16 protein-coding genes are annotated in these 15,831 nt (G+C 74.5%); 5 read left to right on the forward strand and 11 right to left on the reverse strand.

What is annotated here, in order from left to right:
- Nucleotides 1–117: 117 nt before the first annotated feature.
- Genes ABT369_RS56735 through ABT369_RS56755 form a run of 5 tightly spaced genes read right to left on the reverse strand, consistent with a single transcriptional unit; the run spans nt 118 to nt 5,929 of the window.
- Complete coding sequence (locus tag ABT369_RS56735) at nt 118–981, reverse strand: hypothetical protein (RefSeq protein WP_350626899.1); 864 nt, start codon at nt 979–981, stop codon at nt 118–120.
- Nucleotides 982–1,020: 39 nt separating this feature from the next.
- Nucleotides 1,021–2,238: an NAD(P)/FAD-dependent oxidoreductase gene (locus tag ABT369_RS56740; protein ID WP_350626901.1), complete on the reverse strand. Its 1,218-nt coding sequence runs from the start codon at nt 2,236–2,238 to the stop codon at nt 1,021–1,023.
- Nucleotides 2,235–3,620, reverse strand: coding sequence for an NAD(P)/FAD-dependent oxidoreductase (locus tag ABT369_RS56745; RefSeq protein ID WP_350626903.1), 1,386 nt, complete (start codon nt 3,618–3,620; stop codon nt 2,235–2,237). Before ABT369_RS56745 ends, ABT369_RS56740 begins: the two co-directional genes overlap by 4 nt.
- Nucleotides 3,617–5,032 (reverse strand): FGGY family carbohydrate kinase, encoded by a 1,416-nt coding sequence (locus ABT369_RS56750; protein ID WP_350626905.1) that lies wholly within the window; start codon nt 5,030–5,032, stop codon nt 3,617–3,619. Before ABT369_RS56750 ends, ABT369_RS56745 begins: the two co-directional genes overlap by 4 nt.
- A 3-nt stretch (nt 5,033–5,035) precedes the next feature.
- Entirely contained in the window at nt 5,036–5,929 is an 894-nt protein-coding gene (locus tag ABT369_RS56755) for a M56 family metallopeptidase (RefSeq protein ID WP_350626907.1), read from the reverse strand.
- A gap of 35 nt (nt 5,930–5,964) precedes the next feature.
- Here ABT369_RS56755 and ABT369_RS56760 point away from each other — a divergent pair, with 35 nt between their 5' ends.
- From ABT369_RS56760 to ABT369_RS56770, 3 genes are read left to right on the forward strand one after another with little or no spacing between them, the layout of a single operon-like run.
- Nucleotides 5,965–6,348, forward strand: a complete 384-nt coding sequence (locus ABT369_RS56760; protein ID WP_350626909.1) for a BlaI/MecI/CopY family transcriptional regulator — start codon at nt 5,965–5,967, stop codon at nt 6,346–6,348.
- Nucleotides 6,349–6,386: 38 nt separating this feature from the next.
- Nucleotides 6,387–6,902, forward strand: coding sequence for a hypothetical protein (locus tag ABT369_RS56765; RefSeq protein ID WP_350626911.1), 516 nt, complete (start codon nt 6,387–6,389; stop codon nt 6,900–6,902).
- A gap of 10 nt (nt 6,903–6,912) precedes the next feature.
- A complete protein-coding gene (locus tag ABT369_RS56770; protein ID WP_350626913.1) occupies nt 6,913–7,431 on the forward strand; it encodes a hypothetical protein in 519 nt (172 codons plus the stop codon).
- Nucleotides 7,432–7,702: 271 nt separating this feature from the next.
- Here the strand turns inward: ABT369_RS56770 and ABT369_RS56775 are convergent, their stop codons facing one another.
- The 3 genes from ABT369_RS56775 to ABT369_RS56785 are packed head-to-tail and all read right to left on the reverse strand — an operon-like array spanning nt 7,703 to nt 9,914.
- A complete protein-coding gene (locus tag ABT369_RS56775) occupies nt 7,703–8,506 on the reverse strand; it encodes a MerR family transcriptional regulator (protein WP_350626915.1) in 804 nt (267 codons plus the stop codon).
- Complete coding sequence (locus ABT369_RS56780; protein ID WP_350626917.1) at nt 8,499–9,050, reverse strand: hypothetical protein; 552 nt, start codon at nt 9,048–9,050, stop codon at nt 8,499–8,501. Before ABT369_RS56780 ends, ABT369_RS56775 begins: the two co-directional genes overlap by 8 nt.
- A 33-nt stretch (nt 9,051–9,083) precedes the next feature.
- The gene (locus ABT369_RS56785; RefSeq protein WP_350626919.1) at nt 9,084–9,914 is read right to left on the reverse strand and encodes an alpha/beta fold hydrolase; all 831 of its coding nucleotides are present in this window, start codon (nt 9,912–9,914) and stop codon (nt 9,084–9,086) included.
- An 88-nt stretch (nt 9,915–10,002) separates the two neighbouring features.
- On the opposite strand from ABT369_RS56785, the gene ABT369_RS56790 reads away from it, so the two are divergent.
- A complete protein-coding gene (locus tag ABT369_RS56790; RefSeq protein ID WP_350626921.1) occupies nt 10,003–10,758 on the forward strand; it encodes an esterase/lipase family protein in 756 nt (251 codons plus the stop codon).
- Here ABT369_RS56790 and ABT369_RS56795 read toward each other — a convergent pair.
- The 3 genes from ABT369_RS56795 to ABT369_RS56805 are packed head-to-tail and all read right to left on the reverse strand — an operon-like array spanning nt 10,755 to nt 13,583.
- Nucleotides 10,755–11,570: an ABC transporter permease gene (locus tag ABT369_RS56795; RefSeq protein ID WP_350626923.1), complete on the reverse strand. Its 816-nt coding sequence runs from the start codon at nt 11,568–11,570 to the stop codon at nt 10,755–10,757. The two genes, ABT369_RS56790 and ABT369_RS56795, sit on opposite strands and share 4 nt — an antisense overlap.
- The gene (locus ABT369_RS56800; RefSeq protein WP_350626925.1) at nt 11,567–12,472 is read right to left on the reverse strand and encodes an ABC transporter ATP-binding protein; all 906 of its coding nucleotides are present in this window, start codon (nt 12,470–12,472) and stop codon (nt 11,567–11,569) included. The genes ABT369_RS56795 and ABT369_RS56800 overlap by 4 nt, the downstream gene beginning before the upstream one ends.
- Nucleotides 12,473–12,518: 46 nt before the next feature.
- Nucleotides 12,519–13,583 (reverse strand): hypothetical protein, encoded by a 1,065-nt coding sequence (locus ABT369_RS56805; RefSeq protein ID WP_350626927.1) that lies wholly within the window; start codon nt 13,581–13,583, stop codon nt 12,519–12,521.
- Nucleotides 13,584–13,711: 128 nt separating this feature from the next.
- Between ABT369_RS56805 and ABT369_RS56810 the strand changes: the two genes are divergently transcribed.
- Nucleotides 13,712–13,948 (forward strand): hypothetical protein, encoded by a 237-nt coding sequence (locus tag ABT369_RS56810; protein ID WP_350626929.1) that lies wholly within the window; start codon nt 13,712–13,714, stop codon nt 13,946–13,948.
- Nucleotides 13,949–15,831 lie beyond the last annotated feature (1,883 nt).

Here is a 15,831-nt window from a genome sequence, read left to right on the forward strand (position 1 = left end):
CAGCGTACCGAGGACGAGCGGGACGCCTACCGGGCGGCGCTGCGGGCCGCCCTCGCCGAGTACGGCAGCGACACCGCGTTCTACCTGCTCAAGGAGCTGGGCTAGGAGGACAGCGCCCTAGGCCGGGGGCGGTGGGAACAGCCGGCGCAGGGTCGGTGCGACGGCCGCGGCGAGGACCGGATCCTCGCCGGTCGTCATGAGCAGGTTGACCACGCCCATCGCGACGGGGCCGGTCCGCACGGCCGCCGCGGCGGCCGCGATGTCCGGCGCGGCGATGTCGGCGAGCAACTGCCGCACCAGTGCGCCTTCGCCCCAGTACGCCTCCGCCGGGACCGTCAGCCGGCCGAGCCAGGACAACAGGGCCGCCGCTCGCTCGGCCGGTGACGGTGTCGCGGCGGCGAGCAGCCGACGCAGGTCGCGGATCTGCGGCTCGGCCAGCTCGCCCGCCTGCTGGCCGGTCAGGCGGCCCAGCGTCGCGTGCAGCTCGACGGGGACCCGGCGCTCGGCAAGGTACCGGCGGCCGGCCTTGCCCGCGGGACGAAACTGCGGCCGCCGATCGGTCTCGTGCCGGCGCAGCAGATCCATCAGCGGGGACAGGAACTGCTGGACCTGCCCGCGTACGCCCTGCGCGGCGAGCAGCAGATGCAGCCCCGCGGCGTCATCCACCTCGAGGTCGTTGCGGAATCGCGACCGCTCCCAGCTGACCGAACCGTAGGCGTGCAGGCTGGCCGAGGCCAGGGCCTCGCCTGCGGTGCCGCGCAGCACGACGGTCGTGTGGCCGTGACAGCGGCAGATGTCGCCGGTGAACCGGCCGGTCGTCGTCAGCGCCCGGAGCGCGCCGAGCGCCGGGGGCTCGCCCAGCTCGGCCAGCACCGCACGCCCGGGCAGCGGACCGGCCGCCTCACCGCCCTCGACGATCTGCACGAGATGCGTGCTCGCCCAGACAGCGTCGAGCCAGCCGATCATTCCAGTCTGCTCCACCGGTGCGGGATCTTACGCGTCGCGGGCGGGCTGCGGCAGTCATGAGCCGAGCGTGAGATGGACCGGGCCGCCGTTCGGGTCGGCGGGCCGGACCAGCGCGTACGGCACCCGGAACACGCGCCCGGGGGCGGCCGGCCACGGCAGGCGCCGCGAGCCGAGCCGGCGGCCGTCCTGCGTGGCGGTGACGCGGGGCAGGCGGCGGTGCTCGGTGGTCCACAGCAGCAGCCGGTCCCGGGCCGGCGGCGGGCCGCCCGGGTGGATGAGCTGCGGGGCCACCCAGTGCAGCGGCGGCTCGGCGACCAGTTCGACGCCCGCGCTCGCGGGCCGCCCGGCGCCGGCCAGGTGCCGCAGCACGGCGGCGGCGACGTGGCGGCCGTCGAGCGCGGCGACGTCGGCGGTGTCGACCGGGTGCAGCAGGTTGCCGGCCGCGAAGACGCCGGGGCGGCTCGTGCGCAGGGCGGCGTCGACGCGGGGGCCGAGCGTCGCCGGGTCGAGCGCGAGCCCGGCCGCGCGGGCCAGCTCGTGGTCGGGGATCCAGTCGCCGGTGAGCACGACGGTGTCGCACTCGACGCGCTCGCGGCGCCCGGTGCGCAGATCCTCCAGCTCCACAGTGGACACCCGGCCGTGCCCGTGGATGGCGGCCACACGCGTGCGGGTGCGCACCGGGCGTAGCGGCAGCCGCAGCTCGGGCCGGGGCAGCTCGGTGGTGAGCAGGACCGTCCGGCAGCCGGCCGCGCGCAGGGTGAGCACCGCCGACCAGCTCACGAGCTCGGCCCCGACGACGACCGCACGGCGGCCGACGGCCCGGTGGTGCAGGTGCACGAGCTGCTGGAGCTGCCCGGTGGTGTAGACGCCGGCCGGCCGGTCACCGGGGATTCCCCGCGCGGGGCGGGGCCGCTCGCGGGCGCCGGTGGCGAGCACGATCGCGTCGGCGCTCACCGTGCGCCGCCCGCGCGGCGAGGTCACCTCGAGCGCGCGGTCGCCCGCCCAGCCGGTCACCATCGCCTCGGTCTCCAGCACCGCCCCGGCCGCCGCGGCCCGCCCCGCGAGACGGTCCGCATAGGACGGTCCACTGAGGACCCGGTGCAGATCCCGGATGCCGTACCCGCTGTGCGCGCTGTGCCGCGCAATCCCCCCGGGCGCGGCCTCCCGCTCGAGCACGAGCACCGTGCCGTCCACGCGCCCGGCCAGGGCCGCGGCCGCCGCGAGCCCGGCGGGCCCGCCCCCGACGATCGCGACGCGCACGTGCTCGCTCACCGCGGCCTCCCGCCCGACTCGGCCAGGGCCGCGACCTCGGCACCGCAGTAGAACCCCTGGCAGCGGCCGTTCATCGCGCGGGTCCGGCGCCGCAGACCGTCCACGGTGGACGGCGGGATCGGCGAGGCGAAGGCGTCGCGGATCTCGCCCCGCGTCACCCGCTCGCAGAAGCACACGATCCGGCCGTACTCCGGGTCGGCCGCGATCGCCGCGGCGTCCTGGTAGGGCCGCGGGCCCGCCTCGCCCAGGTTCGGCATCCGGGGCGGGGGCGGCAGGCCGGGGCGCTCGGCCAGGTCCAGCACCCCGTCCACGAGGGACGCGACGTGCTCGGCGATGGCCAGGCACGCGGTGAGGCCGGTCGAGCGGATGCCGCCGGCGAGCACGTACCGGCGGGACTCGTCCACGTCGATCAGGTAGTCGTCGGCGTCGATCGCGGCGCGCAGGCCCGCGTAGGCGGCCGTGACCTCCTCGTCGAGCAGCGACGGCATGAGCGCGGCGCCCTTCTCGCGCAGGAACGCGAACCCGGCCTCGGAGGTGCCGGTGGCGGCCCGGTCCCCGAGGTCCTCGGCGGTCGGGCCGAGCATCACGTTGCCGTAGATCGTCGGGCTGATGAGCACGCCCTTGCCCACCTTGGACGGCACGGGCAGGACGATCCTCGGCGCCTTGGGCCGGGCGAGCTTGTCGAACACGAGCAGCTCGCCGCGGCGGGGCGTGACGGTGAACCGTTCGTGGCCGAAGAGCCGGTCGACGGCGTCGGAGCCGAGCCCGGCCGCGTTGACGACCCAGCGCGCCCCGATGTCGCCGTGTGCGGTGCTCAGCCAGGTGCGCGTGCCGTCGTCGCGCACGGCGGTGACGCGGTGGCCGCGCAGCAGGGTGACGCCGCGCCGCACCGCCTCGGTCGCGAGGGCCAGGTTCGTCGTCCACGTGCAGGTGATCGACTCGCCCGGCACCGTGAGGCCGCCGAGGGCGCCGGGGGCCAGGTCGGGCACCTGGTGGTACACCTGCCGGGAATCGACGATCGAGCACTCGGCGTAGCCGTTGCGCCGGGCCTTGTCCCGCAGGCCGGGCAGGGCCGCGAGCTGCTCGTCGTCCCACGCGACCAGCAGCGCGCCGGTGCGCTCCACGGGGATGCCGGTCGCCGCGGCGTAGTCGCCGAGCAGGTGGTAGCCGCGGGCGACCAGGCGCGCCTCGAGCGTGCCCGGTTTCGCGTCGAAGCCGGTGTGCAGGATCGCGGTGTTGGCCTTGCTCGTGCCGTCGCCGACGTCGTCGCGGGCCTCGATGAGGACCGTCGACAGGCGCGTGGCCCCGAAGCGCCGGGCGATCGCGGAGCCGACGAGGCCCGCCCCGATGACGGCGACGTCGAAGGTGCGCGGGCCGGTCATGCCGCGGCCCTCGCGGCCTCGGCGTGCCAGCGGGCCAGGTGCTCGGCGGCCCGCTCCGGGGGCCACGCGGGCTCGAACGTGGCCGCGGGGCGCCAGCCGCCGGTCGCGTCCACGATGGACAGTCCGGGGTCCAGGGCGAGGCGGGCGCAGGCGGCGGCGCCCAGGGCGGTCGCGTGCGGGGACGGGTACACCTCGATCGGCAGCTGCGCGAGGTCGGCCTGGGCCTGCATGAGCACGCGGGACCGGGTGAGGCCGCCGTCAACGCGCAGCCGGGTCAGCGGGGTGCCGAGGTCGTCGCCGGTGAGCGCGACGAGCGCGGCGACCTGGGCGGCGACGCCCTCCAGCACCGCGCGCACCAGGTGGCCCCGGCCGGTGCTCAGCGTCATACCGGTGAGCGAGGCCGTCGCGGACGCGCTCCACCACGGCGCGGCCAGGCCGGCCAGCGCGGGCACGCAGAGCACGCCGCCGCCGTCGGGGGCCGCGACCGCGTCGAGCTCGCCGGCGCCGCGGATCAGGCCGAGGTCGGCGAGCCAGCGCACGGCGGAGGCGGCGGTGTAGACCTGGCCGTCGGCGCAGTACGCGGTGGTGTCCCGCAGCCGCCAGGCGACCGACGTGGCCAGGCCCTGCCGCGAGCGCGCGGCGCTCGCCCCGAGCTGGGCCAGCAGGAACGCGCCGGTGCCGTAGGTGCACTTGGCGGTGCCGGGCTCCAGGCACGCCTCGGCCAGCAGCGCGGCCTGCTGGTCGACGACGAGGCCGGTGACGGGGACCTCGCCGCCGAACGCCGTGGTGGTGCCGACGATCCGGTCGCTCGGCACGATCTCGGGCAGCTCCTCGCCGCCGAGGCCGAAGAGGTCGAGCAGCTCCCCGCTCCACGCGACCCGGTCGAGGTCGAGCAGCAGGGAGCGGCTCGCGGTGGACGCGTCGGTGACGAACGCGCCGCAGAGCCGGTGGACGAGCCAGGTGTCGGTGGTGGTGACGACGCCATCGGCGGTGCGGTGCTCGCGCAGCCAGCGCATCTTCGGGGCCGAGAAGTACGGGTCGAGCACGAGGCCGGTCAGCTCGGCGACGCGCGGCGCGGCGCCGGCGCGGGCGGCGCAGATCGCCTCGGCGCGGCGGTCCTGCCAGACGACGGCGGGGCCGAGCGGCTCGCCGGTGGCCCGGTCCCAGGCCAGCACGGTCTCGCCCTGGTTGGCCAGCGCCACCGCGTCCAGGGGGACCCCGGCCTCGGCCGCGGCCCTCCGCCCGGCGTCGAGCACGGAGCGCAGCAGCGCGTGCGGGTCGACCTCGACGCCGCCGCCGTCGAGGTAGACGGGCCGCAGCTCCTCCTCGGCGGTCGCGAGCACCCGCCCGGCGGCGTCCGTCACCACCGCCTTGGTGCCGGACGTGCCCTGGTCGATCGCAAGGACGTGCACGGCTTACCGCGCGGCCGCGGCGAAGAGCTGGATCAGGTCGAGGGCGGCCTCGCCGGTCCAGACGAGGGACGAGAGGCCGACCAGGACCGGGATCACGGCCAGGACCCGCGGCAGGACGGCGGGGTGGGGGCGCAGCAGGTGGCTCACCCGGCGGGGCACGACGCCGCCGACGCTCGCCGCGTGCAGGCCCGCCGGGTGCGGCGCGGTGCCGGCGAGCGCGGCGGTGCCGATGGCGTGGGCGACGGTACGGCGATCGCCCAGCGCGGCCGCGGCCCGCTCGTCCGCGGCCCGCTCGACGAGGTAGTCGACGTGGCGGCCGACCCACCACAGCGCCGGGTGCGCGGCGACGGCGAGCTCCGTCATGCGCACGAGGCGGTGGTGGCGCTCGGCGAGGTGGGCGCGCTCGTGAGCGAGAAGTGCCTCGAACTGCCGGTCGGTGAGCAGGTCCCGCATCCCGGTCGTGACCACGACGTGCCCCGGGCGGCCGGGGACCGCGAACGCGCCCGCGGTCGCGTCGGGGACCATGACCACGGGCTCGGCCGGGCCGGACGGCAGCAGGCGCAGGAGGCGGCGCTGGCGCATCCAGCGGTACGACACCGACCCGGCGGCGGCCGCGAGCAGCCCGATGCTGAGCCACGGCACCCAGGGCTCCGACGCCGTGTCGCGCGCGACGATCCGCGTGGACCAGCCCAGGGCCCGGCCGACGAACGGCACCTCGGCCGCGGCGTGCGCCGCGAACAGCGCCAGGTTGACCGTGCTGCCGATCGCGGCCGCGGCGGCCGACCAGGCCACGGCCCGTGCCGCGGCACCCGGGGCGAGGCGGTCGGCGAGCAGCCGGACGGCGATGACGAGCAGCGGCGGGACGGCGAGGACGGACCAGACGAAATGGTCGAACATGATTGCGGCGCACCCTTCCCGCTACAGTCGTGCCCGTGACCCCAGACGAGGCGCGACCGAGGCGGCGGCCCGGCCAGCTCGAGGCCGAGATCCTGACGGTACTCGGCTCGGCCGGTGCTCCGCTCACCCCGGGGGAGGTCCGGGACCGCGTCGATCCCGCGGGCGGCCTGTCCTACAGTGCGGTCGTCACGACGCTGACCCGGCTGCACGAGCGCGGGGCGGTGACCCGGGAGCGTGCCGGGCGGGCGTACCGGTACGGCGCGCTCAGCGACCCGGCCGGGCTCGTCGCGGATCGCATCAACCGCCTGCTCTCGGCCCAGTCCGACCGCGCCTCGGTGCTGCGCCGCTTCGTGAGCCGCCTGTCGGAGCAGGACGAGCGCCTGCTGCGGGACCTGCTGAACGAGGAGCCGGACTGCTAACTTCTACACGACTGTAGAAGTTCTCGGCGGAGGTCCTCATGACGGTGGTACTGGACGATGTCGTCCTGGTACTGCTGGCGGAGGGCCCGAGCAGCGCCTACGACCTGTGGCACCGCCACTCGGCGATCTTCGGCTCGGCCCGCCGCGTCGACCTGAGCCGCGTGATGATCAGCGTGACCCGCCTGGAGCGGGCCGGTCTGCTGCGCGTGGAGGCTCCCACGACACTGCGTCACGGCAGCGGCAACCGCCTGCCGTGCTGGCTGACCGCGGAGGGCCGCCGGCGCCAGGCCGCGTGGCTGTGCACTGTGGACCCGGACACCGACGTCGACGACCTGTACGTGCGCGGGATGCTGGCGGTGGACGCCGCGAACCCGGCGACGTTCGAAGCGTTCCTGTCCAACAGCCTGACCGCGACCCGCACGCGCATCAGCCGGCTGGCCGCCGGCGAGGACGGCGACCCGGCGCACCGGGCGCGGACCGCCTTCGACCAGGAGGTCGCGCGGGCCCTGGCCCTGTGGCTCAACCAACTCCCCGAACACCGCCGCCCCGCCTGACGCCATCGACATGGATGTGGAGCGACGGGTGGTGGGTGCCGCGGTGCTGGCGTTGGTGGTGCTGTTTGAGCTCGATGCGTCGCAGATCGACGTGGATTCGCGCTTGCAGGCCATCGAGGACGTCGAATTTGAGCTGGGGCAGATGGACGCGGGCGAGGTTCGGGAGTTCCGCACCGCGCTGGACGGCATGGAGGTGGACGGTTCGGGCATTGTCGAATCCCTCCGGCACATGGCGGAGCCGGTGGCCGAGCGCGCGGCGGACTCGGCCGTCCAGGACCACCGTGACCTCAGCGACCGGTTGGTATCGGTTCTCCTTGCGCCGTGTCGTGTGCTGTTCGATCTGGAGCCGCCGTTGATCGATGCGCGGGCTCAGGCAGAGGCGACGTCGCGGATCGCCGACGAACTCAGGCGCTTGGGCGCCGAAGAGCGAAGGGCGGTCCTGGCGGCTCTCGACCGTCTGGAAGTTGTGGAACCCAGCGATGCGCCGTTTCTGGGTCGGCTCCGGGATCGGCTCATCCTAGCGTCCTAGGATGACATAGCGAGCGTGGCTGAAGCCACGCCTTTTTCTTGGCCGCTACGCGGCAGGCTGCACCGCTGCCACGGTGTCGGCGCGCTCGGCGGAGGCCGGCGCGACCGCGGCGGACCTGCTCATCGGCCAGCTCGCCGGCGAGGTGGCGCACGGCGAGGGCCGGCGGCTGCTCACCACGAACCTGATCCCGGGCGCCACGACCGCCCCGCCGCGCGAACGGCCGCCGCGCCGCCGCCCGGGCCGCCCGGCGAACTTAGCCGGCGGCCGGACGCTATTCCCAGGTGGCGGTGTCGGGGTCGATGCCGTGGGCGCGTGCGGCGGCGTCGACGATGTGACGGAACCACGTGGCCAGGCCGGGGCGGACGCCGTCGTAGTGGGCGGCGAAGTCCGGGTCGGCCTCGTACCGGCGGGCGAGGCAGACCTGCATCTGCCGGGTGAGGGGGAAGTACGCGGCGAACACCTCGCGGTGCCGTTCGGCGAGCCGGTTCGCCTCCGGGCTGCCGGGTGCGACACCGGCGTCCATCGCGTCGCCGAGGGCACGGTCGAGGTCGGCCACGGCGTCCGCGACGGCCTGCCACTCCTGCGGGGTGCGGGCGGTGGAGCGTTCGGCGTACTGCCGCCACTGCGTCGTGCCCGCGTAGCGCTGCCGGGCCTGGGCCGGCCAGTCCGGGTTCCACTCGGGGCCGAAGATCGCGGCCTGCTGCTCGGTGGTCAGCAGCAGGCCGCGCTCGTGGGCGTCGATCATCCGGTCCAGCCCGGCGCTGAGTCGCTGGAGGCGGTCGATCCGCTCGGCGATCTGGGTGCGCTGCGCCCGCAGGGCACCCGGCACGTCTGCGGCCGGGTCGTCCAGGACGGCCCGGATCCCGTCCAGGCCGAGGCCGATCTCGCGGTAGACGACGATGCGTTGCAGGCGCTCCAGGTCGGCGGCGGTGTAGAGCCGGTAGCCGGCGGTCGTGCGCAGCGACGGCCGGGCCAGGCCGATGTCGTCCCAGTGGTGCAGCGCGCGGACGGTCACGTCCAGCCGCGTCGCGACCTGGCCGACGGTCAGGCCGTCGGCGTCGGCGGCATCAGGCATGCCCCTCATTGTCGCCGCGGCCGGCGCCCGGCGGGGTGATCCCGACGGCCGCGAGGTTGCGCGCCTCCGGGCTGTCCGGGTCGAAGGGCTTCGCCGCCGTGAACACGACCCGGGCGTGCTCGGGCGTGATCACCTCGACGTCGCGGGTGTTCCAGGGCGTGTCCCGCGGGCCCTCGACGCAGTCCGGGCGCAGCGCACGACACGCCTCGACGAGCGGGTCGAGCTGGCCGAGCACGCACGCGAAGCTGAGGCTCATCGCCGGTACCGCCGCCGGAGCCCCCGCCGCCGGTGCCTCCGCCGCCGTGACGAGGAGGACGTCCTGGAACGCCCACCGGCGCAGGTGCACGAGCCGGCCGGGGATGCTGAACAGGTCGATGAACCCGAACCCGCGGATCCAGAAGTCCGCCGAGGCCGCCAGGTCGCAGGTGGGGATCGTCGCGAACGCGGGCATCCCGTAGATGCCCCGGAACGGCTCCGGCGCGACCGCGTCGGGGCCGGGGACGGGCACGGGGCTCATCTCGAACGCGTTGTAGTACTCGCTCATGCGCCCACCCTCGCGCCTCACGTTACGTGAGGGTCAAGCCCGTACCGTCGCCAGGAACGACACCGTCGCGGCGACGACCTGCTCGGGGAACTGGACGTGCGGGTAGTGGCCGGCGCCGGCGATCATTTCCAGCCGCCCCAGGCCCGCCGGGAGCGCCGCGACGATCGCCTCGCCCTCGGCGCGAGGGTTCACCCAGTCCGGGTCCTGGGCGCCCTCGATGATCAGAACCGGGCAGCGGACGTTGCCGAGCTGGGCGGCGGCGTCGGCCGGCGTCGAGCGGCCCATCAGCTGGAAGGACTTCATGCGGCCCGGCTCGCGCAGCTTCGACTCGATGTGCGCCAGGCTGGCGTCCCAGTCCGCGGGGCGGGGCTGGGGGTAGGCGATCTCCAGGTAGCGCCGCCAGCGGGCGATGTTGCCGAACAGGCCGGCGCCCAGCAGGTTCAGCGCGCCCTGGCGGTAGCGCGCGACGCGGAAGTCGCCCAGGGAGTAGCTCAGCTTGCGCGTGAAGGGGGCCAGCTCCACCACCGCGGTGATCAGCGCGGGGGCCTTCGCGGCGGCGATCGTGGCCGCGCCGCCGGAGATCGAGTGGCCGACCAGCACGGCCGGGCCGCCGAGGTGGGTGATCAGGGCGATCAGGTCGCCGGCGATGTCGGTCCTGGTGCAGGACTTCCAGCCCACGCTCGACTCGCCGCAGCCGCGCAGGTCCAGGGCGGCCACCCGGTAGCCGGCCGCGACCAGCAGGGGCGTCACGAAGCGGAACGCCTCGCGGTCGTTGCCGATGCCGTGGGCGAGCACGACCAGCGGGCCCGAGCCGGTCACCTCGTAGGCCAGGGTGCCGCCGTCCACGTTCAGGTACTCGGTCATCGCGATCTCCAAGAAGCTCTGGCTAATGGCGTTAGCTAAAAGCTAATGGCATTAGCTAGCCGTGTCAAGGGCGCGTTATACATGGGGCATGAGTCCTCGCCGGCGGCTGATGTTCGCGGTGCTCGCGGCGATCGTGGTGCTGGCCGCCGGGGGGTTCGCGCTGCGCGCCGTGCTGCGGGAGAAGCCGGTGCGCATCCCGGACCAGGCGGTCCCCGGCCCGGTGCTGCTCGTGCCCGGCTTCGGCGGCGGGACCGCCGGCGTGGACCGGCTCGCCGCGGCCATCCGGGCCACGGGGCGGACGGCCACCGTGGTCGAGATGCCAGACGGTGGCACGGGGGACCTCGCGGCCCAGGCCGACGTGCTCGACGCGGCCGCGGCGCGGGCCCTGCGCGGGGCGCCCTCCGTCGACGTGATCGGGTACTCCGCCGGGGGAGTCGTCGCCCGGCTCTGGGTGCGCCAGCACGACGGCGTGCACAAGGCGCGGCGCGTCGTCACCCTCGGCTCGCCGCACCAGGGGGCCCGGCTCGCGGCGGCCGGGGCCGCCGGGCTCCCCGGCGCGTGCCCGGCCGCCTGCCAGCAGCTCGCGCCCGGCAGCACGCTCCTGCGGCAGCTCGGCACCAGCGTGCCGAACCCGCCGCAGTGGCTGAGCATCTGGACCGAGCAGGACCAGACCGTCGTTCCGCCGGACTCGGCCCGGCTCGACGGGGCCGTGGACGTCGACATCCAGCAGGCGTGCCCGGGGCGGGACGTCGGGCACGGGGACCTGCCGACCGACGACTACGTGACCGGGCTCGTGCTCGACGCGATCGGCGCGGCGCCCATCGGGCCGGCCCCGCCCTGCTAGCTGGTCACGTCCTTGGTCGCGAAGTTCGCCCAGGCCAGGCCCAGGAAGACGGCGACGTAGACGGCCTGGATGCCGACGCCCCGCTCGATGTCGCGCCACAGGATCGGCTCGCGGAAGAAGTCGATCCAGGCCAGCCAGTAGCGCGTGGGCAGGTACGGGCGGATCGCGGCCGCCGCGTCCAGGGCCGTGAACAGCTGGCTCGCCACCAGCGCGGCCAGCGCGCCCAGGGTGGCGCCCAGCGACGAGTCGCTCAACGTCGACAGGAACAGGGCGATCGCGCCGACGCCGAGCATCGACAGGGCGACGTACAGCGTCGCGGCCCCGATGCGCAGCGTCACCTGCTGCGGGGTCAGGGCCGGTCCCGACACCGACGTCACCACCTCGGCGCCCGGCTGGGCGGGGAAGAGCAGCATGCCGATGACGTACCCGCTCAGCACGACGGCCACGACCGCGCCCAGGACGTACACCATGGTCGAGACGAGCTTCGCCAGCAGCAGCCGGGTCCGGCCCACCGGGCGGGCCACGAGGTAGCGCAGCATGCCGCTGGCCGCCTCGCCCGCGACCGCGTCGCCGCCGATGACCGCCACCGAGACCGGCAGGAACAGCGGCAGCACGATCGCCAGGGCGGCCGCGGGGAACAGCGAGCCGTTGCTCAGGACCGCGGAGAGGAACGCGGGACCCTGGGCCGCCGCGGTGCCGATCCGGGTGGTGGCCAGCAGGATCGCGACCGCGAGCGGCAACCCGCACAGCAGCGCCAGGCTGACCAGGGTGCGCGGCCGGCGGTACAACTTGCGCAGTTCGACGAGGATCACCGTCGCTCCATCCGGTCCGTGCCCGCCCGGGTGCGCTCGAGCACGACCTGCTCCAGCGTGCGCCGCTCGGCGCCGATCTGCGCCACCCGCAGCCCGGCCGCCACGAGCTGCGCATTGAGCGCGGCCGCGTCCGGGTGGGCGATGGCGAGCCGGTCGCCGTCGCGGTCCGAGACCCGCCCGTCGAGCAGCGCGACCACCCGGTCGGCGTCGGGGCTCTCGAGCACGACCCGCCCCGTCGGCACCCGCAGCGCGGCCAGCTCGTCCTGCCCGACGAGCCGCCCGCGGTCCATGATCCCGACCCAGGTGCACAGCTGCTCGATCTCGGCGAGCAGATGACTGGACAGCAGCAGGGTGCAGCCGGCCGCGCTGATCTCCAGCAGCAGCTCCCGGATCTCGTGCATGCCCTGCGGGTCGAGCCCGTTCGTCGGCTCGTCCAGGATCAGCAGGCGCGGGGTGCGCAGCAGGGCCGAGGCGAGCCCCAGCCGCTGGCGCATGCCGAGCGAGTACGCGCGCACCGGCCGCCCGTCGACCCCGCCGAGCCCGGCCCGCTCCAGCGCCTCCTCGACGCGCCGGCGGCGGGTGGCGCGCACCGAGGGGCCGGCCGCGTCGATCAGGCGCAGGTTCGCGCGGCCGGACAGGTGCCCGTACGCGGCCGGACCCTCGACCAGCGCGCCGACGTCCGGGAGGATCTCGTGCAGCCGGCGCGGGACCGGCTTGCCCATGATGGAGATCTCCCCGCTCGTGGCGAAGACGAGGCCGAGCAGCATCCGGATCAGCGTGGTCTTGCCGGAGCCGTTGGGGCCGAGCAGCCCGAACCGCGACCCCTCCGGCACCGTGAGGTCGACGCCGTCGACGGCCCGGATGCGGCCGAAGGTCTTGGTCAGCGCGACGGTCTGGATCACCGCGGCTCCCCGGCGGCGAAGGTCTTGGTCGGCGTGACGGTCTGGATCACCGCAGCTCCCCGGCGGCCCGTGTGATCAGGTCCGCGGTGACGAACCCGGCGACCAGATACGTGCGCCGCCCGGAGCGGGTGACGGCGAGGGTGAGCACCGAGGAGCGCAGCAGATATCCGGTCGCGATAGGTGTACCGCCGGCGTTGCGCAAAGCGTTCAGTGTGCGCTCGCCGAGGCGCCCGGGCACCGCGACGACGACGAGCCGCGAGAGCCCGTCGCCGTACACCGCCAGCGCGCTCAACGGCCCCGGCACCCGTGCGCGCCCGGCGAGCGAGCCCGGCAGGTTCGCCCGGGCCACCGAGTTCAGCGACGAGGCGATCTCGGACTGGGTGGCGGCGGCGAACCCGCTCGACCCGGAGGCGCGGGGCTGCACGACGTCCTCGGCGGGCGGCGCCGCGCTGGCGTCGAGGAACCGCGTCGTGAGCGCCCCTCCCACGTCGACCTCGAGGGCGAGCCCGGTGCGCGGATCGGCCCACACGTCGACGGCGCCGATGGTGGAGTCCGGATCCGCCGCCGTGACCCGGATGCCGGCCGCCGCGACTCCCGCGATGCGCCGGTCCGCCAGCGCGGCGATCCTGGCCCCGGCCCCGGCGTCGCGCAGCAGGCGCAGCGCGAGCTCGGGCGGCACCAGGTCGGACGCCTGCGGCGGTCGGGCCGCCGGCTCACCGGCGCTCCCGGTCCACAGGTTGCGGCCGTAGTCCCAGGTGAAGGACCCTTCGGGAGTGCGGAACCAGTCCTTCTCGCCGACCGGGTCGAGCACCGCGACCCGCCACGCGTCCGGGCCGGCGTGCCAGACGCGCATACTGGTCGTACCGCTGAACAGCGCGGCCGTGTCGGCCAGCTGCGGCAGGTCGGGGAGCACCATGGAGCCGCGACTCTGGACGTATCCCTGATAGGGCCCCTGCGCCGCGACCATGATCCGGTCCCGCAGCACCGCGGGCTCGACGCGCTCGGCCGTCACCGGCGCGAACGCGACCACGAGCGGCACCGCGACAAGCGCGCCGACCAGCGCCGCGACGACCGCCCACCGCCGCCGCGCCTCGCGCCGGACCACGCTCATTGGCCCAACAGTACGTCGGGCCCGATGGTCCTCCGTCGCAGCCGAACGCCCCGCAGCCTGGCATCGCGGCGTTGTCGCCTCCGAACCGCAGCACCGGCCGGCCGCCGCGGCCCCGTCGCCGACGTCCGGTGCTCGGAGCTGCTCGTGGCGGCGATTCGACCGTCGAGCTCTCCGACCGCGTGCCGCCGCGCGGGGTCACGGCCGACGTGCTCGATGGGCGGCCGGTGGCCGCGATCGCCCGGACGATCGACCCGATCATCGCGTGGGATCTCGTGGCCCACCGCGAGATCGCGACCCCGGCCGGTGTGTCGGCGCCGGCCTGGTCACCGCACACGGTGGGCGCGTTCGGGAGCGCGACGTTGTGACCGGGTTGGTGACCGCTTCGTCAGCCGGTCGGTGCGCGCCTGGCCGGGCTGATCCTTGCGCACGACGATCGGTACACTCCCGCGCAGTCGGCATGACACCCGCACAACTGCTCGCGCATATCGGGTGCAGTTTATGCTCGCCGAGTCGGCGGATTCCCGCGCTCCTGGGCGACGGGTTCGTCGAAGGTGCTGTGCCCCGTATTGTTTCGATGGTGGGAAAAGGTTCGCTCCCGTGCGACGGTCGGTATTTTCCGGCCGGGTACATTGGGTAGGACTTCGACCGGCAGACGGTGCGGTAGCAGTTGACGTCCTGGACCGCGTGGGCGCGGGCGGCGCTGACGAAGAGGGCGCAGGCGTAGGCGCGGCCGAACATGGGCGGGACGGGCTCCGAGGCGGACCAGGACCGCGCGGCTGGCGTGGGCGGTGTTGACACGGGCGCAGGCTTCGGCGGGGTGGGCAGTGTGGGCAATGCTGGAGTCGGCGGCTTGAGCGCGGTCGGCGTAGGCGCTGCGGGCGCGGGCGGTGCGGGCGCGGGCGGTGCGGGCGCGGGCGGTGCGGGCGGTGCGGGCGTGTGAAGCGCGCGTGGCGCGGGCCCGAACGGTGCAGGCATGTGGGTCGGGCGTGGCGTGGGCGTGGGCGGAGCGGGTGGCGCTGACACGCGCGGGCCTGACTTGGGCCGGGCTGGCACCATTGCTTCGTTCGCGGGTGTCGCGGTCCCGGAGACGCGGCGCAGCTTCTCCGCGTGCCGTCTCACCAGCCCCCAGTCTCGCCGCCGTTGCTGTTCCTTCCGGAATTCGTCTTTCCCTGGCCACCAATTTTTGGCCTTCGTCCGATCCCGCATAGCAGCCAATTCCCGAGAACTGAACAACTGCATCTGCCTCATGCCAAGAATTATCCCAGAATGCGACCCAAACGACGTCTCGGACCACGCCCCAGCGCAAATGGCGAACATATCGGCGACGGTCCCGTCCGAAGGTCAGCCCGCCTCGCCGCCGCTGCCCGCGCTCAACCTGGAATCGTGCGGCCTGCCCTGCCCATTGAGCTATTCCGCGCAAGGTGGCGGTGACGTTCGGTAGTCGGTAGCCCCGTGCGCGCAACGGCTCGCCATACTCCTGCTTCTGGCAGGGCTGACAGCGAAGCCTCCGCTACATCGAAGTGCGGGACCGTCCGCGAGGTTCGGTTGGAGTGTTGCACGAACCATATGTGGCATCGGTAGGAGTCCGGCCGGTCCTCGTGACGGCCGTTGCGCAGAGCCGGAGCCAGGATCACCGTTGTGTCCGGCTCGACTTGGCGCAGCCGGGCCTCGCGTGAGCGCCATCTCGCCGTCAGCCCGGCATCTTGGGCTTCTCGCTGCAGCCGAAGGAGATCGTCGAAGGCGGCGACGCGCACGCTGAAATCGGCATCGCGGGGCGACACGATCTGCCGATACGGCTCAAAATGACTGGACATGAACTCCAAACTTGGTGCGGGCATGGGTAGTGGATTTCGTGACGCGCGGGGGTGATGTGACCACGCTGGCGCGTGCGTGCGGCAATGAGGACCGAACTCAGCACCTGATCGCGAAGTGCGACTCCCGTGGTAGTCAATCCGTTGCGCGGTATTCTCACTGATCATTCGTCCGGGGGACGAGGACCGGCCGGTCGTCGCGGATCGTCATGCTGTGGTCCAAAGCGCGGACAGCAAAGGACGATTGATCACCAGTGCTCACTGATCCGGGGTATACCCCGTCGGGCGAAAAATCCGACAAGTCGCGGCGCGGAGCGCCCGACTTGTCGTGTGGCGGCGGTGGTCGTGTGGCGGCGGTGGTCGTGTGGCGGCGGTGGTCGTGTGGCGGCGGTGGTCGTGTGGCGGCGGTGGTCGTGTGGCGGCGGTGGTCGTGTGGC

The organism is Dactylosporangium sp. NPDC000244, assembly GCF_040300725.1.
Taxonomy (GTDB): Bacteria; Actinomycetota; Actinomycetes; order Mycobacteriales; family Micromonosporaceae; genus Dactylosporangium.